21 protein-coding genes, 6 pseudogenes, 1 riboswitch and 1 other annotated feature are annotated in these 23,408 nt (G+C 30.2%); of the genes and pseudogenes, 23 read left to right on the top strand and 4 right to left on the bottom strand.

Going from position 1 to position 23,408, the window contains the following annotated elements:
* Positions 1–9: 9 nt before the first annotated feature.
* The 20 genes and pseudogenes from AGR56_RS03845 (at position 10) to AGR56_RS21285 (ending at position 17,874) form a co-directional block, all read left to right on the top strand.
* Positions 10–930, top strand: a complete 921-nt coding sequence (locus AGR56_RS03845; RefSeq protein WP_053241201.1) for an N-acetylglucosamine kinase — start codon at positions 10–12, stop codon at positions 928–930.
* Positions 931–1,341 (top strand): GNAT family N-acetyltransferase, encoded by a 411-nt coding sequence (locus AGR56_RS21295; protein WP_242851300.1) that lies wholly within the window; start codon positions 931–933, stop codon positions 1,339–1,341. It begins immediately after the preceding gene.
* 133 nt (positions 1,342–1,474) lie between these two features.
* Positions 1,475–1,882: a GNAT family N-acetyltransferase gene (locus AGR56_RS21290; protein WP_242851299.1), complete on the top strand. Its 408-nt coding sequence runs from the start codon at positions 1,475–1,477 to the stop codon at positions 1,880–1,882.
* A complete protein-coding gene (locus tag AGR56_RS03835) occupies positions 1,883–3,028 on the top strand; it encodes a DUF1343 domain-containing protein (RefSeq protein ID WP_053241200.1) in 1,146 nt (381 codons plus the stop codon). It begins immediately after the preceding gene.
* Between the two features lie 84 nt (positions 3,029–3,112).
* Positions 3,113–3,834: pseudogene (locus AGR56_RS03830) on the top strand (serine hydrolase).
* A gap of 153 nt (positions 3,835–3,987) precedes the next feature.
* Complete coding sequence (locus AGR56_RS03825; protein WP_053241199.1) at positions 3,988–4,839, top strand: MurR/RpiR family transcriptional regulator; 852 nt, start codon at positions 3,988–3,990, stop codon at positions 4,837–4,839.
* A gap of 13 nt (positions 4,840–4,852) precedes the next feature.
* Positions 4,853–5,940: pseudogene (locus tag AGR56_RS03820) on the top strand (dipeptide epimerase).
* Between the two features lie 144 nt (positions 5,941–6,084).
* Positions 6,085–6,780: a response regulator transcription factor gene (locus AGR56_RS03815; protein WP_053241198.1), complete on the top strand. Its 696-nt coding sequence runs from the start codon at positions 6,085–6,087 to the stop codon at positions 6,778–6,780.
* An 18-nt stretch (positions 6,781–6,798) separates the two neighbouring features.
* A complete protein-coding gene (locus AGR56_RS03810; RefSeq protein WP_084756858.1) occupies positions 6,799–7,713 on the top strand; it encodes a HAMP domain-containing sensor histidine kinase in 915 nt (304 codons plus the stop codon).
* 102 nt (positions 7,714–7,815) lie between these two features.
* Positions 7,816–8,736, top strand: a complete 921-nt coding sequence (locus AGR56_RS03805) for an ABC transporter ATP-binding protein (protein ID WP_053241197.1) — start codon at positions 7,816–7,818, stop codon at positions 8,734–8,736.
* On the top strand, positions 8,729–9,463 hold the full coding sequence (locus AGR56_RS03800) for an ABC transporter permease (RefSeq protein WP_053241196.1): 735 nt from the start codon (positions 8,729–8,731) through the stop codon (positions 9,461–9,463). Before AGR56_RS03805 ends, AGR56_RS03800 begins: the two co-directional genes overlap by 8 nt.
* A 137-nt stretch (positions 9,464–9,600) precedes the next feature.
* Positions 9,601–10,583 (top strand): annotated as a pseudogene (locus AGR56_RS03795) (D-isomer specific 2-hydroxyacid dehydrogenase family protein).
* 403 nt (positions 10,584–10,986) lie between these two features.
* The gene (locus tag AGR56_RS03790) at positions 10,987–12,462 is read left to right on the top strand and encodes an aldehyde dehydrogenase family protein (protein ID WP_053241195.1); all 1,476 of its coding nucleotides are present in this window, start codon (positions 10,987–10,989) and stop codon (positions 12,460–12,462) included.
* A 126-nt stretch (positions 12,463–12,588) separates the two neighbouring features.
* Positions 12,589–12,723: a hypothetical protein gene (locus AGR56_RS22560; RefSeq protein WP_278279568.1), complete on the top strand. Its 135-nt coding sequence runs from the start codon at positions 12,589–12,591 to the stop codon at positions 12,721–12,723.
* Positions 12,724–12,930: 207 nt separating this feature from the next.
* Complete coding sequence (locus AGR56_RS03785; RefSeq protein WP_053241194.1) at positions 12,931–13,659, top strand: spermidine/putrescine ABC transporter substrate-binding protein; 729 nt, start codon at positions 12,931–12,933, stop codon at positions 13,657–13,659.
* Positions 13,660–13,673: 14 nt separating this feature from the next.
* Positions 13,674–14,761: pseudogene (locus tag AGR56_RS03780) on the top strand (ABC transporter ATP-binding protein).
* A 103-nt stretch (positions 14,762–14,864) separates the two neighbouring features.
* Entirely contained in the window at positions 14,865–15,659 is a 795-nt protein-coding gene (locus AGR56_RS03775; RefSeq protein WP_242851298.1) for an ABC transporter permease, read from the top strand.
* Between the two features lie 28 nt (positions 15,660–15,687).
* Positions 15,688–16,446, top strand: a pseudogene (locus AGR56_RS03770) (ABC transporter permease subunit); the annotation flags it as partial.
* 16 nt (positions 16,447–16,462) lie between these two features.
* On the top strand, positions 16,463–17,599 hold the full coding sequence (locus tag AGR56_RS03765) for an aminotransferase class III-fold pyridoxal phosphate-dependent enzyme (protein ID WP_242851297.1): 1,137 nt from the start codon (positions 16,463–16,465) through the stop codon (positions 17,597–17,599).
* Between the two features lie 11 nt (positions 17,600–17,610).
* A complete protein-coding gene (locus tag AGR56_RS21285) occupies positions 17,611–17,874 on the top strand; it encodes an aminotransferase class III-fold pyridoxal phosphate-dependent enzyme (RefSeq protein ID WP_242851296.1) in 264 nt (87 codons plus the stop codon).
* 50 nt (positions 17,875–17,924) lie between these two features.
* Here the strand turns inward: AGR56_RS21285 and AGR56_RS23230 are convergent, their stop codons facing one another.
* Together AGR56_RS23230 and AGR56_RS23225 are read right to left on the bottom strand one after the other, a co-directional pair.
* A complete protein-coding gene (locus tag AGR56_RS23230; protein WP_347460511.1) occupies positions 17,925–18,539 on the bottom strand; it encodes an HD domain-containing phosphohydrolase in 615 nt (204 codons plus the stop codon).
* An 80-nt stretch (positions 18,540–18,619) separates the two neighbouring features.
* Positions 18,620–18,982, bottom strand: coding sequence for a hypothetical protein (locus tag AGR56_RS23225; RefSeq protein ID WP_347460384.1), 363 nt, complete (start codon positions 18,980–18,982; stop codon positions 18,620–18,622).
* Between the two features lie 265 nt (positions 18,983–19,247).
* Positions 19,248–19,492: a binding site (T-box leader), on the top strand.
* A gap of 124 nt (positions 19,493–19,616) precedes the next feature.
* On the opposite strand from AGR56_RS23225, the gene AGR56_RS03755 reads away from it, so the two are divergent.
* Positions 19,617–20,126 (top strand): tryptophan transporter, encoded by a 510-nt coding sequence (locus AGR56_RS03755; RefSeq protein ID WP_053241191.1) that lies wholly within the window; start codon positions 19,617–19,619, stop codon positions 20,124–20,126.
* 118 nt (positions 20,127–20,244) lie between these two features.
* Here the strand turns inward: AGR56_RS03755 and AGR56_RS20645 are convergent, their stop codons facing one another.
* On the bottom strand, positions 20,245–20,397 hold the full coding sequence (locus AGR56_RS20645) for a hypothetical protein (RefSeq protein ID WP_198149926.1): 153 nt from the start codon (positions 20,395–20,397) through the stop codon (positions 20,245–20,247).
* Between the two features lie 130 nt (positions 20,398–20,527).
* On the opposite strand from AGR56_RS20645, the gene AGR56_RS03750 reads away from it, so the two are divergent.
* Positions 20,528–21,160, top strand: a complete 633-nt coding sequence (locus AGR56_RS03750; protein ID WP_053241190.1) for an epoxyqueuosine reductase QueH — start codon at positions 20,528–20,530, stop codon at positions 21,158–21,160.
* A gap of 127 nt (positions 21,161–21,287) precedes the next feature.
* A riboswitch (cyclic di-GMP riboswitch) is annotated at positions 21,288–21,371 on the top strand.
* A gap of 618 nt (positions 21,372–21,989) precedes the next feature.
* Positions 21,990–22,440: pseudogene (locus AGR56_RS03745) on the top strand (hypothetical protein).
* Positions 22,441–22,777: 337 nt separating this feature from the next.
* Here AGR56_RS03745 and AGR56_RS03740 read toward each other — a convergent pair.
* The gene (locus AGR56_RS03740) at positions 22,778–23,338 is read right to left on the bottom strand and encodes an AAA family ATPase (protein ID WP_053241189.1); all 561 of its coding nucleotides are present in this window, start codon (positions 23,336–23,338) and stop codon (positions 22,778–22,780) included.
* Between the last annotated feature and the right edge of the window lie 70 nt (positions 23,339–23,408).

Below are 23,408 nucleotides of genomic sequence, written 5' to 3'. Positions count from 1 at the left end.
GGTGAGTTTATGAAATATGTAATAGGAATAGATGGTGGAGGAACTAAAACTCATATGAAACTTTCTGATTTGAATGGAAATATTCTTGCAGAAGGTACTAAAGGACCATCAAATATAAATTCTGCAGCGGAGGAAGAGGTTAAAAAAGCATTTCGGGATTTAATATATGAAGGAATAAGAAGCATAGGAGCATCTTTGGGTGAATGCAGTGCAATTTGTATTGGTGCTGCAGGAGCTGATAGAGATGAAGATAAAATCATAATAGAAAATATGATAAAAGATATGAGATATAACGGAAAGGTTATAGTAGTTAATGATGCTGAAGTGGCGTTGGCAGGCGGTATTGGCAAAAGAAGTGGTATTATAGTTATAAGCGGAACAGGGTCTATTTGTTATGGTAGAACAGAAGAAGGAAAGAGCTGCCGTTCAGGCGGTTGGGGACATATTATAGGTGATGAAGGAAGCGGATATGATATAGGGATAAATGCAATAAAGTCAGCACTTAAAAGTTATGATGGCAGAGGACCAAAAACTATTCTTGAAAGCAGCGTATTAGAGCATTTCAATTTAAAATATCATGAGGATTTAATAGACTATATATATAGAAGTGGTGCTGGAAAGAAGGAAATAGCCAGTCTTACAAAGGTCGTAGCTAACACATATGAGTTAGGAGATGAGGTGGCTAAAAAAATACTTAAATATGCGGCAAAGGAACTATTTTTAAGTGTGAAAGCAGTTATAAATAGGCTTAATATGGGTAATACAAGTATATTTTTGACAACGGCAGGAGGAGCTATTAACAATATTAAATATTTATATGACGAATTTAAAAACAACGTAAATGAATTTTATCCTAAAATTAGTGTAATACCTATGAAAAATGATTCTGCTTTTGGAGCTGTACTTATAGCAAGAGGTGAGAGTGATTAAATGGAGTTTGAAAAAGTTCATGATTTAAGGAATGTTGTAAAATTGTGGAATACAAATATGGAAGCTATATATCCCATGGATTTAAAACTTTTTCAGCAGAACTATGAAAATGACAAACAAAGCAAAAATATATTAGGTGTTTTTGAAAATGAAATTTTAATAGGTTTTGTAATATATAAACAGTGGAGCTATAAAAGCGGCAAATTAAATCCAAATGATGAAATAGGATATATAAATTCGATAATTGTAGATATAAATTATAGAAATCGAGGAATAGGAACCAAACTTTTGGATATGGCAGAAAGAGATTTAATTAATTTAGGAGTTAAAATAATACGTTTAGGCAGCGATACTTATCACTTTTTTTCCTGGAATTCCTCTAGAATGTTTAGTTTCGGAAGAGTTTTTTAAGAAAAGAAATTATAAAATAGAAGATAGTTTTTATGATTTAATATGTGATATATCTAAAATAAAATTTAAAGCTTTAAGCGATTTTGAAGGTTACAAAGTAAATATTTTAAAATTTGATGATAGAAAAAGTCTTATGGCTCTTTTAGAAAAAAATTTTTCTGGAAGATGGTATGAGGAATTTATGGAATTCTTTGATATAGGAATGGAAGATAGGGATGTAGTGGTCTTAAAAGACAAAAACACTGTAATTGGCTTTGCACATATATATGACAACAAAAGCAAATTTATTGGACCGTCTATATACTGGAGAGGACTTCTTGGTGGAAATTATGGTGGATTAGGCCCTATAGGAGTAGATAAGGATTATAGAAAACGTGGGCTTGGTATGCTTATACTCTGCAAATCACTTGAAATATTACAAAAAAGGCATGTAAATAAAATGGTTATAGATTGGGTTGATAGAGATTTGCTTGATTTTTATGGAAAGTTTAATTTTATGCCCTGGAAGCAATATAAAAAGGCATCTAAAGAGGTATTGTAAATGGAAAAAGTTAAAACTGGTATAGATAATATAAATGAGTATATAGGCATTTTTAAAGATAAAAGAATTGGTCTCATTACTAATAATACCGGATATAATAGTGAATTTAAAAGCACAATAGATATTTTAAGGAAAAGTACAAATTTAACAACACTTTATTCACCAGAACATGGGATAAGAGGGGATATACAGGCAGGAAAAGAAGTTGAAAGTTATATTGATTTAAAAACTGGAATAAAGGTGTACAGCTTGTATGGAAAAAACAAAAGGCCATCTAAAGAAATACTTAAAAATGTTGATGTACTTACTTTTGATATTCAAGATGTGGGCGCAAGATTTTACACATACCTTTATACTATGTCGTATGCTATGGAAAGCTGTGAGGAGTTTAATAAGGAATTTGTTGTATTTGATAGACCCAACCCAATCAATGGAAATGATGTTGAAGGTAATATTTTGAATAAAAATTACAGCTCTTTTGTTGGTCGATATCCAATTCCTCAAAGATATGGTCTTACAATAGGAGAAACAGCTAAGCTTTTTAACGAAGAGTTTTTAATAGGCTGTAAATTAAAGGTTATTCCTATGAAGAATTGGAGAAGGGAAATGTATTATGAAGCTACTGGACTAAGTTTTATAATGCCATCACCTAATATGCCAACTGTTGATACAGCTGTAGTTTACCCTGGAACTTGCATTTTTGAAGGAACAAATATTTCAGAAGGAAGGGGAACAACTAGACCCTTTGAAATTATTGGAACACCATGGCTTGATGGCTTTAAAATTGCAAATATAATGAATGAATTAAAACTTGACGGTGTTAAATTTAGACCAATATTTTTTACCCCAACTTTTTCAAAATATGCAGGTAAACTTTGTGAAGGAGTGCAAATTCATGTGACGGACAGAAAAACATATAAGCCTGTTAAAACAGCACTTTTTCTTTATAAGATTATAAAACAGGAAAGCAAAAATAAGTTTCAGTTTATTACATTTGAAGGAAAAAAACTAGTATATGGAATTGATTTGTTAGCTGGAGATAGCATTCTTAGGAAAAATGAAATAGATGTTAATAAGATATATAAGCAGTGGCAGGAAGAAGTTGTAAAGTTCAAAAAATTAAAGAAAAGGTATCATTTATATTAGAGAGAGTGATGTAAGTTGTATGAAATTAAAAGCTTAAAGGAGAGTATACAAAGGTTTATAAATTTAAGAAAAGAAAATGTTTCTGTGGTTTTTTTAGATCTCAAAAATACTTCAAATTACGTATACATTAATGAAAATGAAACTTTTCCCTCTGCAAGCACAATAAAAGTAATTATAATGGCAGAAGCTTAAATCAAGTTATTAACGGTGTACATGATTTACATGAGAAAATTAGGGTAAAAGCTTCTGATAGAACTCCTTATAGTATAATAACATGTCTTGAAAACAGTACTTATGAATTTATTGATATTTTAACTCTCATGATAATATCCAGTGATAACACTGCTTCAAATATACTCATAGATTTGCTTGGAATGGAAAAAATAAATGACTACGCTAAAAAGATAGGATTAAAAACTACTATTTTAAAAAGAAAAATGATGGATGTAGTTGCAGTAAAAAGTGGTAGAGAAAACCTTACAAGTGCTTCTGATATGCTGATTTTATTTCAAAAAATTTATAACCATGAAATATTAGACAGAGAGATGTGCAACTTAATGATAAAAATTTTGAGTGAAAATACTGATCATGAAATGCTGCTAAGGTATTTACCAAGTGATGTTAAGTGTGCTCACAAAACTGGAGATTTAGATAATTTGAATCATGACATTGGAATTTTTAATATTAATGATAACGAATATATACTAGGTATATTTGTACGAAATTCGGAATTTAATTATATTTCAAAGGATATTATAGGAAAGCTTTCAAAGCTTGTATATGGCTTTTTTTATAGTGCATTGTGAATTAAAACATGATATTATTGTTGTAAAAAGCAAACTATTTTTTAAAAGAATTTTAATAAAGATTTATGATGAAACTTTGTTTTAAACAAGAGTAGAAACCAATGCTTATTTAAAATAAAGACTAAAAATAAGAGCAAAAGTGAGGATAATTTGATGTACGGGAGTCTAATTCGTGTAAAAGAGATAATTAACGATTTAAATCCATCAGAAAAGAAAATAGCTAATTATATTTTAACTAATCCCAAGGAAATATCTGATCTATCAATAAAAGATCTTGCTGATAAAAGTAATTCTTCTCAATCGGCCGTAGTAAGGCTTTGTAAAATTTTAGGCTACAAGGGTTATAAAGAGTTTAGGATAACTATAGCGAAAGATACTGTAACAGTTAATAAAGATGAAGATATGTATACTGATATAAATCCGCAAGACAGCATAGATACTATAATAAAAAACATAAGCTATAATAATAAAAAATCTATAGATAATACTATGGAGGTTTTATCGAAGAAATCTTTAGAAGAAGCTATTAGAGTTATTTCAAAAGCTGATAAAATAGATTTTTATGGTGTAGGTGCATCTTATATAGTAGCTTTAGACGCATTTCAAAAGTTCACAAGAATAAACAAAAATGTGAGAGCCACTTCTGATACACATCTACAAATGGAATTTGCATCGAACCTTAAAAAAGATGATGTTGCTGTTGCTATTTCATATTCTGGTGAAACAAGGGATACTTTTGAATCTATTGAGGTTGCTAAAAATGCAGGGGCAACTACAATAAGTGTAACTAAGTTTGGAAGCAATTCTATAAGTAATTTATGTGACATAAATTTATTTGTCTTGTCTCCAGAAATCACATTTAGAAGTGGAGCCATGTCTTCAAGAATAGCTCAATTAAATGTTATAGACATATTATTTACTTCAGTAGCTGGATGTATGTTTGAGGATGTAAAAGAGTTTCTTGAAAATACAAGGATGTCGACAAGAATGAAAAGAATACGATAAGGAAGTGCGTAGTGTGATTATTAAAGATATAGTTATAGGACATATGTCTGTGCCGTTAAAAAAGCCATTTAAAACGGCTATTAGAAGTGTAAATAGCGTAGATGATGTCATTATTAAGATAATTACAGATACAGGAAACATTGGTTTTGGAAGTGCAGCATCTACAGCACTTGTAACTGGCGACACAACAGAATCCATAGAAGGTGCCATAAAAAGTTATATAAAAAAAGCTATAGTTGGAATGGATATTGAAAATTTAGAAGGTATACTTTTAAAATTAAATTCCTGCATTGTAAGAAACACGAGTGCCAAAGCAGCAGTAGATATTGCACTTTATGATTTATATGGACAACTTTATAAAGCACCATTATATAAGCTTCTTGGGGGCTGCAGAAATAAGCTTGAAACTGATATTACAATAAGTGTTAATTCCCCAGAAGAAATGACTAGGGATAGCATAGAAGCTGTAAAACTTGGATATAAAACTTTGAAAATAAAAGTTGGAAAGGATTCAAAGCTTGATATAGAAAGAATGAAGGCTATAAGAAAAGCTGTTGGCTATGATGTTAAGCTTAGAATAGATGCAAATCAAGCTGGGAGCCTAAAGAAGCTGTAAGGACACTTAGAAAAATTGAAGATGCAGCTGTGGATATAGAACTTGTAGAACAGCCCGTGATAGCTTCAAATTTAGAGGGACTAAAGCTGGTTACAGATAATGTAGATACTCCAGTTATGGCGGATGAGAGTGTATTTTCGCCAAAGGATGCAGCAAAGGTAATGGAAATGAGAGCATCAGATTTAATAAATATAAAGCTTATGAAGACTGGTGGAATATACAATGCATTAAAGATATGTTCATTAGCAGAAGTTTATGGAATGGAATGTATGCTTGGATGCATGCTTGAGGGAAAAGTCAGTGTTACTGCTGCGGTTCATCTTGCAGCGGCTAAAAAAGTAATAACAAAAATTGATCTTGATGGCCCGGTTTTATGCAGCAGAGATGATGTTGTGGGAGGAGCAATTTATAATAACAGCGGCATTACGTTAAATGAAGGACCTGGACTTGGAATTGAAAAATTGCTGAGTGATAGTAGTTTTTAACTTTAGTTTTTTAATAATAACAGTAATCGCAGGATAATAGTATTAGAAGATATTATTATTCTGCGATATTTTTATATTGAATGTAATACAAAGTAAGAATAGAATATAAAATATAATATTTTACTTAAGAAATGAAGGGATAACGTGATTAAAGTTAATATTTTGGTTGCTGAGGATGATAAGGAAATCAATTATCTGATTTCAAGTTATTTAAAAAAAGAAGGCTACAATGTAGAATGCAGTTTCGATGGGGTACAAGCTGTGGAAAAATTAGAAAATGAAGAATATCAATTAGTAATTTTAGACTTAATGCTGCCAAAGTTAAGTGGCGGAGAGGTTCTTTTAAAAATAAGAAATAAGTATACAATTCCGGTTATTATACTTTCAGCAAAGGATGAACAAACTGATAAAATATTTGGTTTAGAACTTGGAGCCGATGATTATATGACTAAACCATTTGAAATAGGAGAATTGTTAGCCCGGGTTAAAGCACAGTTAAGAAGGTATATAGAATTTAATAAGGGTGAAGTTAAAGAAAATGAAATTTTGGAGTATGAAGAACTTATATTGAATTTAAGTACATATAAGTTAACAGTCAAGGGTATAGATATTACGCTTACTGCAAAAGAATTTGAAATATTGAAGCTTTTTATGCAATATCCAGATAAAGTATTTACTAAATCACAAATTTTTAATGTTGTTTGGCAGGAAGAATATATGACTGATGAAAATACGGTTATGGTTCATATAAGCCGTCTTAGAAATAAAATAAATAAAAATACAGAGAAGCATGAATATATAAAAACTGTTTGGGGTATAGGATATAAATTAAGTGATTAAAAGGGGGAAGCTTAAATTTTGAATATATGTATATCAATTTTGATAGGAATTATTTGTATGATTTTAATTTTAAGAGATATTTATATTTCAAGTCAAATAAACGAGATTAATAAAACTTTGAGCCTTATAAGAAAAGGAAATTTTAATGCCAGGCTGCGTTTTTATTCAGGTGACAGGAGGATAAAAGAACTAGGAATTAATATGAATGCAATTATGGAAGAATTTCAAGAAATTTATGATAAGAAAGAATATCTTGAAGAATCAAGAAAAAGAATGATAGCTAATATATCACATGATTTAAGAACACCATTAACTTCGGTACTAGGATATTTAGAGGCTGTAAAAAAAGATGAGAACTTAAGCTTAGAAGAAAAAAACAAATATTGGGGGATAGCATACTCAAAAGCTAAAAAATTATATTTGCTTCTTGAAGATTTTTTTCAAATGTCAAAGCTGGATGCTGGAGACATAGCTATTAAGAAAGAAAAAGTTAATTTAACAGATACAGTTAAAGAAGCTATAGCTAGCTTTTATCAAGAATTTGTAAATAGGGGGATTGAGCCTAGTATTGAGCTGCCTAAAGAGGATTTATTTGTTTTAGCGGATGTAAAGGCTGTTGATAGAATACTTTCTAATCTTTTGAACAATGCATTTAGATACGGAGCAGATGGAAAAGTTATTGGCATAAGAATGCGGAAGGAAAAACTTAATGCCTGGATTGAGATATGGAATATGGGGAAAAACATTCCACAAAAGGATATATCATATGTTTTTGATAGGCTTTACACAGCAGAACCTTCAAGAAACGAAGAAGTTAAAGGAAGTGGACTGGGGCTTGCTATAGTTAAAAGTCTTGTAGAAAAGTTAAATGGAGAAGTTTCGGTTTGCAGCAATGAGAAAACTACCTTTTCCTTTTCACTGCCGTTATATTAGATTTAAGACTTTTGTAAGGTTTTTGTAAAAGCTGCTTAAAAGTTAAGTTATATTATCTTTTATGTAATAAGGCAAAAGAATTAAAGTTGGGAGGCTTTAAAGTTGGAGAGTGTACTTAAAACGTGTAATTTAACTAAGCAGTATAAAGAAAATACAGCAGCTGATAATTTAAACATGAATATATTAAAGGGTGATATTTATGGACTTTTGGGTGAAAATGGTGCAGGCAAAACAACTATAATGAGAATGATTTTGGGACTTATAAAACCAACAAACGGGAGCGTTGAACTATTTGGTGAGAAATTAACGGAAGGCAAAAAGCATATTTTAGCAAGAGTTGGATCAATAATAGAGTTCCCTGGTTTTTATGGTAATTTAACTGCTGTAGAAAATTTAAATATTCATAGAAAGCTTATGGGTATTCCAGAGGAAAACTGCATAAAAGAAGTGCTTGAAATTGTAGGGCTTACAGAAGCGGCAAATAAAAGGGCAAAGGATTTTTCACTTGGAATGAAGCAAAGGCTTGGAATTGCAAGAGCACTTTTGCATAATCCAGAATTTTTAGTATTGGATGAACCTACCAATGGATTAGATCCAATGGGAATAATGGAAATACGAAATCTTATACTTGATTTATCTAAAAAAAGGCACATAACTGTTTTAATATCAAGTCATATTTTAAGTGAAGTCCAGCAGCTTGCCACAAGACTTGGCATAATGCATAAAGGGAAACTTTTAGAAGAGGTGGATTCGGAAACTTTAAAGAAGAAGAACAGGCATTATATAGATTTAAAAGTTGCTAATGATAGGGAAACTGTTGTTATATTGGAGCAAAAGCTAGGTATAAAAGATTATTTAATATCAAAGGCTGGAGAAATTAAAATTTATGAGAAGCTTAATGAAACTTCCAATATAAATAAAACGCTTATACAAAATGGCATTGAGGTTAAAGAAATATTATTAATGAGAGATAGTCTTGAAAGTTATTTCCTTAACTTGGTTGGAGGTGACAAAAATGAATAAGGTTTGGAGTTTGCCAGCTGTTATCAGTACAGAATTTATAAAATTAAAAAAGTGTAAGATTTTATGGTGCATTCCATTGTGTGCTATTTTGCCAGATGCTTTAATATTTTCTATGTATGCATTTAATAAAAAATATCCAATAGTTGATTGGAATGAATATGTTTCAAATGCTGCTACATTTTTTAATTTACTTATGGCAGTTGGATTTTTTGCTTTAATAGCTGGATTTATATTTTCAAGAGAATATGGCGAAAATACAGTGAATGTTATGTTCACATATCCAATAAGCCGAGTTCAATTTTTTATTGGAAAATTGATTGTAATGTTAATTTTGATTTCAATTACTACTATAACTTCATTTGTTTTATTGATGACTTCGGGAATTATTATAAAACATGAACCGCTTACTGCAAATATTTTACTTGCATATGGCAAAGCATATGTGCTTATGATTATCATGCATTTTGCATTGGTTCCTATAATGGCATTTTTAAGCATTTACAATAAAAGCATGATTCCTTCTTTAATACTTGGAGTTGCTTCAATTTGTGTTAATCTTTTAATATTAAATACTCCGTTTAATACTTTATTTCCATGGACAGTTCCAACTATATTGGGTCCTCACTTAGATGGACGAACTTACACTAATTATTCACTTGGAGAAATTGTTTTAATTATAACCTTTATTTTAGGCATAATTTTGAGTATAAAAAAGTGTAAAAAATGATGTGCATTAAAACAGAGAAGCTTATTTAAAACCTTGGCTTTAATAGAATAAATTAAGATTTATTCATTAAAAAGGTGATATAATAGAATTGACAACTATTACGTATTAGTTATATTTATAAGAAGGGGGCTTAGACCATGAAAATATTGGCATATAGCATAGGTCAGATGAGACAGAATATTTTAACAAATTTAAAGAAAAGTATAATGTAGATTTAACACTTACGGAGGAAGCACCAAATTTAGAAACTGTAAATTTGGCAAAGGGGTTTGATGCTTTAAGTATTATAACTACACCTATTAATGCTGAATTAATGCAAAAATTTTATGAAATTGGGGTTAAATTCATATCAACAAGAACAATAGGATACGATCATATTGATATTAAGAAAGCTAAGGAATTGGGGATGCATATTGGAAATGTTACATATTCTCCAAGGAGTGTTGCTGATTACACCACTATGCTTATTCTTATGGCTACAAGAAAAATGAAACCTATTATGGAGAGAAGTAGAGTACAGGATTATTCTTTAATAGGCGTTCAAGGCAAAGAATTACATAATTTAACTATAGGGGTTATTGGAACAGGAAGAATTGGACAAACTGTAATTAAAAATTTAAGTGGATTTGATTGTAAAATAATAGCTTACGACATATATGAAAACGAAAAAATGAAGAAATATGTGGATTATGTTTCTTTAGATGAATTGTTTAAAAATAGCGATGTTATTACTATGCATGCCCCAGCAACAGAGGATAATTATCATCTTATAAATAAAGAGTCAATAAAGAAAATGAAAGATAGTGTATTTATTATAAATACAGCTAGAGGTTCACTTATAAATACAGATGATTTTATCGATGCCATTGAAAGTAAAAAGATTGGTGGTGCAGCTTTAGATGTTATTGAGCATGAAACAAATCTTTATTATAATGATTTAAAATGCGAGATACTTGACAACAGACAGCTTGCGATTTTGAAATCTTATCCTAATGTAATTGTCACTCCACATACTGCATTTTATACAGATCAGGCAGTAAGTGATATGGTAGAAAACTCTATACTAAGTTGTATTTCATTTATTGAGGGTAAAGAAAACCCTTGGGAAATAAGGTATTAGCATATTGTATAGATAGACAATGTGGAATTTGAAATTTACAATTTTTGAGTTCTGGGTTGTTTATCCAATATAAAAGAGGCTGTTGCACTGAATATAAAAAATTGCGAACTAATTAAAGTGAAGGGTTTTAACTTCACTATTATGATTGCTTCGAAATTTTTTTAGTGCGACAGCCTCTTTTTAGTTATGCTTATATGCTTTTATTTACATATTAGGATACCTTTGTTACAAGAATACATAAATGTCGGTTTATATTTGTCCAGTTTAAACATGGAAGTTTTATTAACAATATGATAAATTATATATGACATTAGTAATAAAATATTAAACATATGAATAAAATTATAAATAATCGTTAAAAAATAGTTCGTAAATTTATAAAAATGTAAAAGGAGTGCTTTGGATGGAAAATGTTTTAAGAATGTACATTGGCGGAGAATGGAAGATTTCAGCAAGTGGTCAAACAAGAAATATAATAAATCCAGCAAATGGAGAAATTATAGCTGTGGCTACAGAAGGAAATAAAGATGATGTAAAATTAGCAGTAAAGGCAGCAAAGAAAGCTTTTTATGATGATGGATGGATGGATACATCAGCAGTAGAAAGAGCAAGATTATTATTTGAGGTGGCAGATATAATAGAAAAAAGATCAGAGGAACTTGCGTACTTAGAAACTATTGATAATGGTAAAGCGTTAAGGGAAACAAAATGTGATTTAAGTGATTCTGCTGCTTGTCTTAGGTATTCTGCAGGACTTACTACAAAACCACATGGTATGACTTATGAAGTTCCAGATGATGTGCAAGCGATGGTTGTAAGGGAGCCTATAGGTGTTTGTGGAATGATAGTTCCATGGAATTATCCACTTTTGATGTCAATATGGAAAATTGCTCCTGCACTTGCAGCTGGCAATACAATTGTTTTTAAGCCTTCAGAACTGACACCGTTATCTGCTATTAAACTTTTTGAAATATTTGAAGAAGTGGGTTTCCCAAAAGGTGTAGTTAATTTGGTCTTAGGAGCAGGAGAAACAGTTGGTCATGAAATAGCAGTAAATATGGAAGTGGATAAGGTTGCATTTACAGGTGGCACATCTACAGGAAGAAGCATAATGAAAGCGGCTAGTTCGAATATAAAAAATATTTCTCTTGAACTTGGAGGAAAATCACCAAATATAGTTTTTGATGATGCTGATTTTGAAACAGCAGTTGATTATGCACTGTTTGCTATATTTTGTAATCAAGGGCAGGTTTGTTCCGCTGGTTCGAGGCTTATTTTACAAGAAGGCATTTATAATAGATTCATAGAAAGACTTGTAGCTAGAGCTAAAAGAATAAAAATAGGTAAGGGTACAGAAGAAGGAGTTGAAATGGGACCTTTAATTTCAGAAGAGCATATGAATAAGGTGCTTAAGTATATTGAATATGGTAAGGAGGAAGGAGCTAAATTAGTTTGCGGTGGAAATAGAATTCTCACAGATGAACTTAAAAATGGGTATTTTGTTGAGCCTACTATATTTATAGATACTACACCAGATATGAAAATTGTTAGAGAGGAAATTTTTGGACCGGTTTTAGCAGTACAAAAATTTAAAGATGAAAAAGAAGCTGTATATCTTGCTAACAATACACCTTATGGTCTTGCAGGAGGAGTTTTTACAAATGATATTGCAAAAGCTCATAGAGTTATAAAGAAATTGCGCGCTGGAATAACGTGGATAAACACATATAATCCAACATATAATGAGGCACCTTGGGGTGGATATAAACAAAGCGGTATTGGAAGGGAGCTGGGTGTGTTTGGATATGAAGAATATACAGAGGTTAAACAAATAAATATTAATTTAGATGTTAAGCCTATAAATTGGTTTAAAGAATAAAACTTTAATAATTCTTGTCGGATTTGGCGCTGTTTTGTATAAGCTGTATTTTGAAGATAAAATAGCAGATGCAAATGAAAAGGATAAAATTGAAATGATAAGTTAAAGTTAGGAGGGATATTGAAAATGAAATATAAGACAATAAAGAGATTTGTAAGTATATCTTTAGCAACTATTATCATAGTAGCTGTGTTAACAGGGTGCAGTAGTTCAAGTACTGCAAATTCTAATTCTGGAGGTGGAACACTTAACGTTTTTTAACTGGACAGAATATTTTACCTAAATCAGTAATCAATGAATTTCAAAAAAATATAACATTAAAGTTAACTATACAACTTATTCATCAAATGAAGAAATGCTTGCTAAAATTCAGGCAAGTGGAGGTCAATATGATATAGCAGTTGCAAGTGATTATATGGTTGATATTATGAAAAACAAGATTTACTTGAGAAGGTTGATAAGGATAAGGTGACTAATTTAAAAAATATAGGAACTCAATATAAAAATTTATCCTTTGATCCTAAAAATGAATATAGTGTTCCGTACTTATGTGGGAATGTAGTTACAGTTGTAAATACTAAGAAGTTTCCTCAAGGTATAAGCAGCTATAGTGATCTTTGGAATAGTAAATTTAAAGGCTCTATGGTGGTTTTAAATGATGAAAGAGCACTTATAGGTATGACGCTTAAAAAACTTGGATACTCGTTTAATGAAACAAATAAAAGTAGGCTTGATGAGGCGAAAAGTGAGCTTCAAAAGTTAAAACCAAATATAAAGATATTTGACAGCGATAGTCCTAAAACGGCATTAATTAATGGAGAGGCATCTGTCGGATATTGCTGGACAGCAGAAGCTTATTTAGCAGAAAAGGACAATAAGGATCTTAAAACATTTTTTCCAAAGGAGGGTATGTATGCTTTTGAAGATAATTTTGTAATTCCCAAAGGTGCAAAACATAAGGAAAATGCAGAGTTATTCATAAATTTTGTACTGCAGCCGCAGGTAAGCGCAGAAATATCAAAGGCATATCCATATACTAATCCAAATGAGGCGGCACGTAAGTATATTGGAAATGAGTATTTAAATAATAAAACCCTTTACCCAGATAAGGATGTTTCTGCTAAGGATGAGCACATAAAGGATGTAGGTGATACTACAAAAATATATGATTCTATATGGACACAATTTAAACAGTAAAAAAGGAGGCAAGTATTATGGAATATATGATTCAACTCTTAAATGTTGTGAAGGCATTTTCGTCTCAAAAAGCAGTTGACAATATAAGTGCAAGTATAACAAAAGGCGAATTTTTAACTCTTCTTGGGCCAAGTGGATGTGGAAAAACAACCACTCTTAGGATGATCGCTGGATTTGAGGAACCTACATCAGGCAAAATATTACTTGATGGAGAAGATGTTTCAAATAAAAATCCATACGAGAGAGATGTAAATACAGTATTTCAAAATTATGCACTTTTCCCTCACATGAATATATTTGACAATATACCTTTGGGCTTAAAATAAAAAAGTTTTCAAAAGAAAAAATAAGAGAAAAAGTTATAGAAGTTTTAAAGCTTGTCGAGCTTAACGGCTTTGAAAAAAGATATCCTAATAAACTAAGTGGAGGACAGAAGCAAAGAATTGCTATTGCAAGGGCTATTGTAAATAATCCTAAGGTTTTACTTTTGGATGAACCCCTTGGAGCGTTGGATCTAAAACTTAGAAAGCAGATGCAATTTGAACTAAAGCATCTTCAAAGAAAACTTGGAATTACATTTATATATGTAACTCATGATCAAGAAGAAGCTCTTACTATGTCAGATAGAATTGCTGTAATGAATAACGGCAAAATCGAACAGATAGGGACTCCAGATGAGATTTATGAAAGGCCAAAAACAAAGTTTGTTGCCGATTTTATAGGGGACACAAATATATTTGCAAGAAGGGTTAAAGAAAACAATGGCATAGAAGCACGAGCTTTGATAGGTGATAGTGAAATAGTAAAGATTGTAGACAAAAAAGAAAGTATAGCTAAGCTTAAAAAGGATAATTCTGTTTATATTGCTGTAAGACCTGAAAGAATAAAATTAAGCTATGATAAAAATGAATTTGACAATGTTATGGCAGGAAAAATAAAAGAAAGAATATTTGTTGGGGCTCTAAATAGAACCGTTGTTACATTAAACAGTGGAAGAGAAATTATAGTAAATGAACCAGCAGCAGATACTTTCAAAATTGAAAAGGGTAAAAAAGAAATTTTTGTTTGCTGGAAATCTGAAGATGGGGTGGTGATAAGTTAATGGATAAAGCAATTTCAAAGAGAACCATTTATGTTAAAGAAAAAGTGTAAAAAGGAAAAAGAAATATGGACATATATTTACTATATCACCTGTAATGTTCTGGATGCTTATGTTAGTTGCTGTTCCACTTATTATAGTTTTAATTATGGGGTTTTTGACAAGGGGAAGCTATGGTCAAATTGAATATAAATTTACGCTTGAAAATTATAAGACTTTAGTGCAGCCAATGTATATTAAAATATTGATGTATTCACTTTGGATTTCATTCTTAACCACATCAATATGTCTTGTTTTAGGATATCCATTTGCGTATTTTGTGGCGACTTTACCTAAAAAATATAAAATGATTATGTTTATACTTATTATGATACCATTTTGGACAAATTCTTTAGTAAGAACCTATGCATGGATTGTTATATTAAGAACTACTGGAGTTATAAATTCATACTTAACTGGTTTGGGCATTATAAAAAATCCACTTCAGATGCTTTACACTAATGGTTCAGTACTTCTTGGACTTATATACACGTTATTTCCGTTCATGGTTCTTCCTTTGTATACTTCCATTGATAATATAGATAAAAGTTATATAGAAGCATCAAGTGATCTTGGCGCATACCCAGTTCAGACATTCTTAAGGGTGATTTTACCACTTACACTTCCGGGAATATCAGCAGGCTGCTTACTTGTTTTTATACCAGCTTTAGGATTATTTTTTATTCCAGATCTTCTTGGGGGAAGTAAGGTAATGCTTATAAGTAATTTAATACAAAATCAATTTTTGACAGCTAGAAATTGGCCTTTTGGTTCTGCTATTTCAATATTCCTTATAGCTATAACTGTATTATTTATAGTGATTTACTTTAAAAAAGGCAGTAAAAAATTGGAGGTGTTTTAGATGAAAAGGAATAAAGTGAAAAAAAAGTATTTTAGCTTCATATTCTTTTCTTATCTATTTGGTTTTATATGCTCCAATAATAATTCTTATAGTATATTCTTTTAATGATTCTAAGGTTAATGCGGTGTGGAAGGGATTTACAATGAAGTGGTATTATCAGCTTGCTAGTGATGGAGATATACTTATTGCACTTAAAAATAGTCTTTTGGTAGCATTTGCAAGTACACTTATATCTACAACTATAGGTACTCTTGCGGCAGTAGGAATGTATAAATATAAGTTTAAAGGAAAAACGGCTTTAGATGGTCTTTTGTATGTGCCAATAATAATACCTGAAATTGTAATGGGAATTTCGCTTTTAGTGTTTTTTTCTCAAGCTAAAATAACTCTTGGAATTATAACACTTATACTTGCACATGTAACCTTTAGTATATCTTATGTAGTTGTCGTTGTAAGAGCAAAATTAAGTGGATTTGACAGTTCTCTTGAGGATGCGGCAATGGATCTTTATGCAAATGAATTTCAAACTTTTTCTAAGATTACACTGCCAATAATACTACCAGGAATAGCGGCAGGTGCTCTTATGGCAATTACTCTTTCTCTTGATGATGTAATAATAAGCTTTTTTGTTTCGGGACCAAGTTACGAAACCTTGCCATTAAAAATATATTCAATGGTAAGAGTAGGGGTTACACCAGAAATAAATGCGCTGTCAACTGTGATGATAGTGATAACATTAAGTGTTGCTATTATTTCAGAATTGCTTCAATTAAAATTAAATAAAAATTAAGGAGTGTGGTTTTATGATAAGCAACAATGCTGAAATTATGGAAGAAGACTTAAAAAATAAGTATCAGCTAGAAGAGGAGGATGAGGATTCTTTAATTGAATATACTCATAAGGTATTGAATTTTATATCCAAGGACAAACTAGATGAAAATGACAGAAAATTCATAATAAAGGAAACAGTTGATGATTTTAGAAACTTTGTTAATCCTGGTTTTCTTGAGTATAGAAAATCTGTTACTAAAGGTGGACAATATGCGGCAGTAGAATGGAAAGATGCAGGACTCAACAGTTTTGTTGATGTAAATGGTAAAGAATATATTGATTGCCTTGGAGGCTTTGGAATTTATAATGTGGGTCATAGAAACCCAAAAGTCTTAAAAGCAGTAAATGCTCAACTAAAGCATCAGGCGCTTCATAGTCAGGACTTGCTTGACCCTTTAAGAGCAATACTGGCAAAACTTCTTGCACAAATAGCACCTGGAAAACTTCAATATTCCTTCTTTGGTAATAGTGGAACAGAAGCTGTGGAAGGAGCTATAAAGCTTGCAAAAATACATCAAAAGAAAAAAGGCAAAAATTACTTTATATCTACTGTTGGAGCATTTCACGGAAAAAGTTTAGGTTCACTGTCAGCTACATCAAAAGGAATGTTTAGAAAGCCTTTTATGCCTCTTGTTTCAGGATTTAAACGTGTATTTTATGGTGATGTGGATATGATGTATAAAACAGTAAGGGCATCTAGCATGGTTGGTGAAGATATTGCCGCGATTATTCTGGAGCCTATTCAAGGTGAGGGAGGGGTCATAGTTCCTCCCCATGATTATTTTGCAAAGGTAAAAGAAATATGTGAAGATTTTGATATTTTACTTATTGCAGATGAAGTTCAAACTGGAATGGGACGTACAGGAAAAATGTTTTGTGTTGAAAACTATGGAGTAGAACCTGATATAATGTGTCTTGCAAAAGCTTTAGGAGGAGGAATAATGCCAATTGGCGCTGTAATTGCAACGGAGGATGTATTCTCGGAATTCTTTCCTAATCCATTTATTCATACTACTACATTTGGAGGAAATCCACTATCCTGCGCAGCAGCAATTGCTACAATCGATGTTTTAATTGAAGATAAGATGCCAGAGAGAGCAGAAAAATAGGAGCATATTTTATGGCTGAACTTAGAAAAGTAGCCAGTAAATATAAAAATATAGTTAAAGAAGTAAGAGGAATGGGACTTATGATAGGAATTGAATTTGAAAGTGATAAAACTGGCTATAAAGTATCAAAAGGTTTGTTTGATAAAGGGGTGCTAGTTGCAGGAACTCTTATAAATGCAAAAACTATAAGAATAGAACCACCTTTAACAATAGAAAAAAATCAATGTGATTTTGTATGCAGAGTTCTTGATGAAACATTAAGTAATATACAGTGAAAACATATTATAGATGTACTGCCTGAAGGCAGTACATCTATAATATGTAACTAAACAACTAATTTTGTTACATACAAGTCTTTTTCTTTTCTAAGATCTAAAAATCCATTATCATCCAGTAAAAGAGGCTTTGTAATATCATTTAAATCAATTTGGATTATTTTACATGATCTTTCATCATTAAGAATAACATTTTCCCCCATATAATAATTAACTATGTGATTTAAAAACATATTGCAATACATATTATCAAGCTTTCCTAAACTTTCTTCTTGAATTACTTTTAGTGCATCAAACGGACCTGACACCTCTTTAAAATATCTGTTAGAGCTGACATTGTCAAATAAGTCGGCTATTGCTATTACTTTAGCAAACTTGTGAATCTTATCTTCCTTTATATGCATAGGATATCCGGTACCATCCATTCTTTCATGATGCATTAATACTCCAATTCCAACGGATGAATCAATGAATGGAATTTTTTTAACAAAGTGATATGCTATGACAGGATGCGTTTTAATAATTTCTACTTCATCTCTCGTTAGAATTCCTTCTTTATTAATTATTTTTGGATCTATTTGTGTTTTCCCAAAATCATGTAGTAGTGCAGCATAGGTTAATAAGTTTACTTCTTTTTCATTGAAACCAAGCCATTTTGCAAGTATAAAACTAATAGCTGCTACATTAACACTATGTCTGTATATATTTTTATCATTACTTCCGTGAGATACTATGTCCCTAATTACTAAACCTGTAGATTTAAATTCTTCTTGAATTTTTTTGAGAAAACTCTTAGATCTTCAATGCCGTTAACTTGCAGGGAGTATATATTATTAAAGATATCTTCAAGATTTGATGATAATTCGTTGAAGTTTCTTTCTAATTCTTCTACAGTTTTAACTTTAGTCTGCAGCTGTTTATTATAATCATCATCTTCTTCATAAATTTCTACTTTATCAACAATGTAATTTTCGCTTAATATGTTTATGCTTGATTCGGATATAGGAACTCCTTTTGCTAATAGCAGGCTATTTCCGAATTTTATATCACTAGCAGATATCATTCCTGCTTTTAGTTCATTAATAGGCAATAATTTACTTTTCGACAACATCTAACTCACCTCATATATAATATTTAAACTGTTGTAATAATTTATTTTATTAGTACTTTTTATATAACTATAAATTATTATATTTTTCTTAACATATAATATCTATCTATGAATATATTATCGTATTGAAAATTTACTTCTAAATAGTTTTTTAGGCTAATTTGCCTTTTGTTTAAAAAAACTTTATTTAAATTCAAATTTATATTCAATATTTTTTCTATTGACAAATTCTATAAAAATGGTATTATAAAATAAAGTAATGACAAATCTGTTGATAGGGAAGAGTAAGTATTTAGTTTAGCTAAAGAGAGCTGAGGATGGTGGAATCTCGGTGCAATAACTAATGGTGAATGGACCTTGAAGAGTAAACCGAAATTCTTTTAATTAAAGAAGAGTAGTAGTTAACGTTTGCCGTACGTTATAACGGATAGAATATGTTAGTATTCGAATCAAGAGGTGTTTTTGACACAAATTAGGTGGTACCGCGGAAGTATCTCCGTCCTAATACATAGTTTATAGTATGTATTTGGGCGGAGTTTTTTATTTTTAACTATTTTTTAATAAAAGGCCGGCTTCATTAAATAATAGTTTTGCTTTTGTTACAAATTAAAAATATAAGGGGAGAAATATTATGAATATAAAAAAGATAGTTATTAATTCTTTGCTTTTAGCTATAGGTGCTATATTGCATCAAATCACACCGCCTTTAGTTTTAGGCATGAAACCTGATTTTTATTTAACACTGCTATTTATAATAATAATTCTTAATGATGATTATAAAACTTGTCTCTGCTGTGGAATTGTTGCTGGCTTACTAAGTGCAGCTAGTACAACATTTCCAGGAGGTCAGCTTCCTAATATAATAGATAAATTTATTACTACTAATGTCATATTTTTAATTATGATACCTTTTAGAAAAATATTGAATAATCAAATAAAAATAGTGGTGATAACTGCAATAGGAACTATAATAAGCGGCTTTGTGTTTTTAACTTCTGCATCAATTATGGTGGGACTTCCAGGGAGTTTTAGAATATTGTTTTTATCAATTGTAATACCAGCATGTGCTATTAACACGGTTGCGTCAATTGTACTTTTCAATGCAATAAATATAGCCTTGAAGAGTAAAAGAACGGCATAACATTAATAATAAATAAAGAAAATAATTAAAGTTAAGGATTTTAACTTCACTTTGCTTGTTAAAATCCTTAACTGTTATGATTGTTTCGCAATTTTTTTAGTGCGGCAGCCCCAATTTTTTATTTGTCCTCAACATTGTTTTTTAAAGTTGATGTCCATTTATTATCAGTGGCAGTTTTATCATTTTTAGTACTTGAATTGCAGTTTTGAGTTTTTTCTTCAGGTAATGATGCCCATTGATTATTTGTACTTGATTTCTTCTGTTTTTCCATTTAAAAATCTTCCTTTCTGTATTTTATATGTAGTAGTATATACATTTTAAAATAAAATTAAACATGATATAATAAATTAAAATACATGGAGAATTACATACTAATAGTTACTTTAGTTTGAGGTGAAAAGATGAAAATAAATTATCAAAATAAGCTTGATGATATTATAAAGGAAATATTAAAGGAGAACAAAGTTCCTTCACTTTTACTTCATAGTTGCTGTGCACCTTGCAGTAGTTATGTAATTGAATATTTATCTAATTATTTTAAAATAACGGTTTTTTATTATAATCCTAATATATATCCTCAAGACGAGTATACAAAAAGAGTTGAGGAAGAGAAAGACTTCATAGTTAGATTTAAAACTAAGCATAAAGTTGATTTTATAGAAGGAAACTATGATACTGATAAATTTTATTCAATTGCTAAGGGATTTGAAAGTGAAAGTGAAGGAGGAGAGAGATGCTTTAGGTGTTATGAATTAAGACTTAGAGAAACTGCTTCTGTTGCTAAAGATAAAGGATATGATTATTTTACAACTACCTTGTCAATAAGTCCTTATAAAAATGCTCAAAAACTAAATGAAATAGGAGAGAAATTTGGAAAAGAGTATGATATACAATATCTCTATTCTGATTTTAAAAAGAAAAATGGTTATAAGCGTTCTATAGAGCTTTCAAGAGAATATAATTTATATAGGCAGGATTATTGTGGGTGTATATTTTCACAGCTTGAAAGAAAAAGGAAAGAAGATTTGACCTAAAGACTATGTTTTAAAAGAATGTTAGTAAAAGCTTATGTCACTAATGTTTAAACTTTATAATTATCAAGTTAAATATTGACTTTTTATGCTTATGTGATATTATAATAATATTATTAATAGTTTTTTTAGAAAAGTTGGAAACTATGATAAATCTCTTCTATGTGGGCACTTTAGAGATTTGGAGTTACTTGTGCAACCGGCCAACAATTAATTATTATGTTTAATTAATTGTTGGTTTTATTTTTGAAATTTCTGAAATATAACTATTGCTTTTATAAACTTTATTTATAGTTAAGAATGGTTGATGAATTAATAATAGAGGGGAGGAGTTGACTTTTATAATAGAAAATTTAAAATCTTTTAATTATGGTTAAAAGGGTGTAATTTAGTTTTGGTCTTTAAACTTATAAAAATGGTCAATAGTATAATGATTCGGAATTATTAATTTGAAAAATGCAAACAGTAAATAAAAACTCTCGAAGTTAAAATGGTGTTGTAAAGTTACTAGAAACGAAGTTTTACAACACCATTTTTATATTACTATAAATCTTTTGTAGCATTTTATGGCGTTAGTATTTAAGCAAATTTGTTGCTTATTGAAATTTGTGATATACTAATAATAAGTGATAAATATTATTACTAAAAATTTTGGCTTTATAAAAAGTTAATACGAAAAACTTAAATATTTCTATTAATAGTTATATGCCACCTTATATAGGTGGTTTTTTATAATGGATATGCTGCCAATTTAGTTTGAAAAATTAAGTGAAAAAGGAGTGCGTTCATATTGAGAATCAATAATAGAAGAAAAAAAAGAATATCTATAAAAATGTTTATAGAGGAATTTGGAGAAAATTTTTCTGAGCATATGAAAAAAAAGACTTATGGAGTTAGATGTAAGAACTTTGCTAACTAGAAAAGACAAGTCTAATGTGCTAGATATAAAACATGTTGAGCACGCAAAGCATAAGATTGCTGATGGTTTAAAGGAATATGAAAAGGAATATGTATATGGTCAACTTGTGGTAGTCGAAGATGTTTTATATTTTTCTAATGATTGCATTGAAAGTGATGAAATAATTAAATCACATGTAGTAGATGAAATTTATAACTCTTTATCAGATGAAGGTATGCTTTGTGAAGAAGGTAAAAATTTAAAAATTATAAATGATAGCAATGTGGATTATACAATAGATAATATATTAAAGGCATGTCCTCAGGTTTCTGAAAAATATGTAAATATTGTAAAAGAAATGATATCAAGAGCAGAAAATAAATAGTTTTACTATTGTTTTATAAATTTAATGTAGAAAAAATTTTTCTCAGTAAATTAAAGCTTGAGAAAACTTTTTTCGGATTAAATTACTTGTTTAGATATGGTGAAATATTCTTTAAAAGAGGGGTAAGTGTTCCTGAATCTAAATGCAATTTGTTGTCCAGTTCCTTCTAATTTGCTTAAAAATGAAACTCCCATAAAAATTAAGTTTGGAAGCACTTAATTTTACGGAAGTTTTTTTTGCGTGGAAGTTTATAAGGTTTTTTTTGAAGACAACATTTTAAAATGTTATATAGAAAACCTTTTTATAAATCAAAAAAGGCTCTAAAGGATAAGGGATATTATAAAACCTTTAATAATCCGTCTAAATCTTTTTTGAAGCTTTCTGTAGATGAGTTATCTATTACATAAACTCCGTCAAGATCTGGAACTGAATAGTCCCTTCCTTTTATGTATTCATCCCAATGTTCAAGTTTCCATGTATCTCTTTCTGAATTTCTTTTTATCATTCTTTCATGGCAAACTTCAATATCACAGCTTACCCAAACAGGTATAAGCTCTGCATCATAATCTTTAAGTTTTTCTTTTAAACTTCCTATATATTCTTTATTTCTATATTCTTTTGAAAAAGGTGCATTTACTATTACGTGATCGTTGAATCTAAGACTTTCAAATGCAACATCCATGATTGCAACGTATTCTGCATCTCTTACGTATTTTTCGAAAAAAGCTGAACTTCTATTTATTGGTTCGTTAGCAGCTTCAAATACCTTTTTAGATAATGGAATTATTGTGTCTTTGTCCAAATACACAGGATTACTTAAATTTTTGCATAGTTCCATAGAAACATAACTTTTGCCACAAGCTGGTGGTGAACCAACAAGTATTAATTTCTTTTTCATAAGATTGATCGCCTTCCTTTAATATTATGAATAGTTATTATAATTAGTTTATGGATGTACTGCTTTAATT

It is taken from the genome of Clostridium sp. DMHC 10, assembly GCF_001270375.1.
Lineage (GTDB): Bacteria > Bacillota > Clostridia > Clostridiales > Clostridiaceae > Clostridium_S > Clostridium_S guangxiense.
The sequence above is the reverse complement of the archived record's forward strand: the minus strand, read 5'-3'. Positions and strand labels throughout refer to the sequence as shown.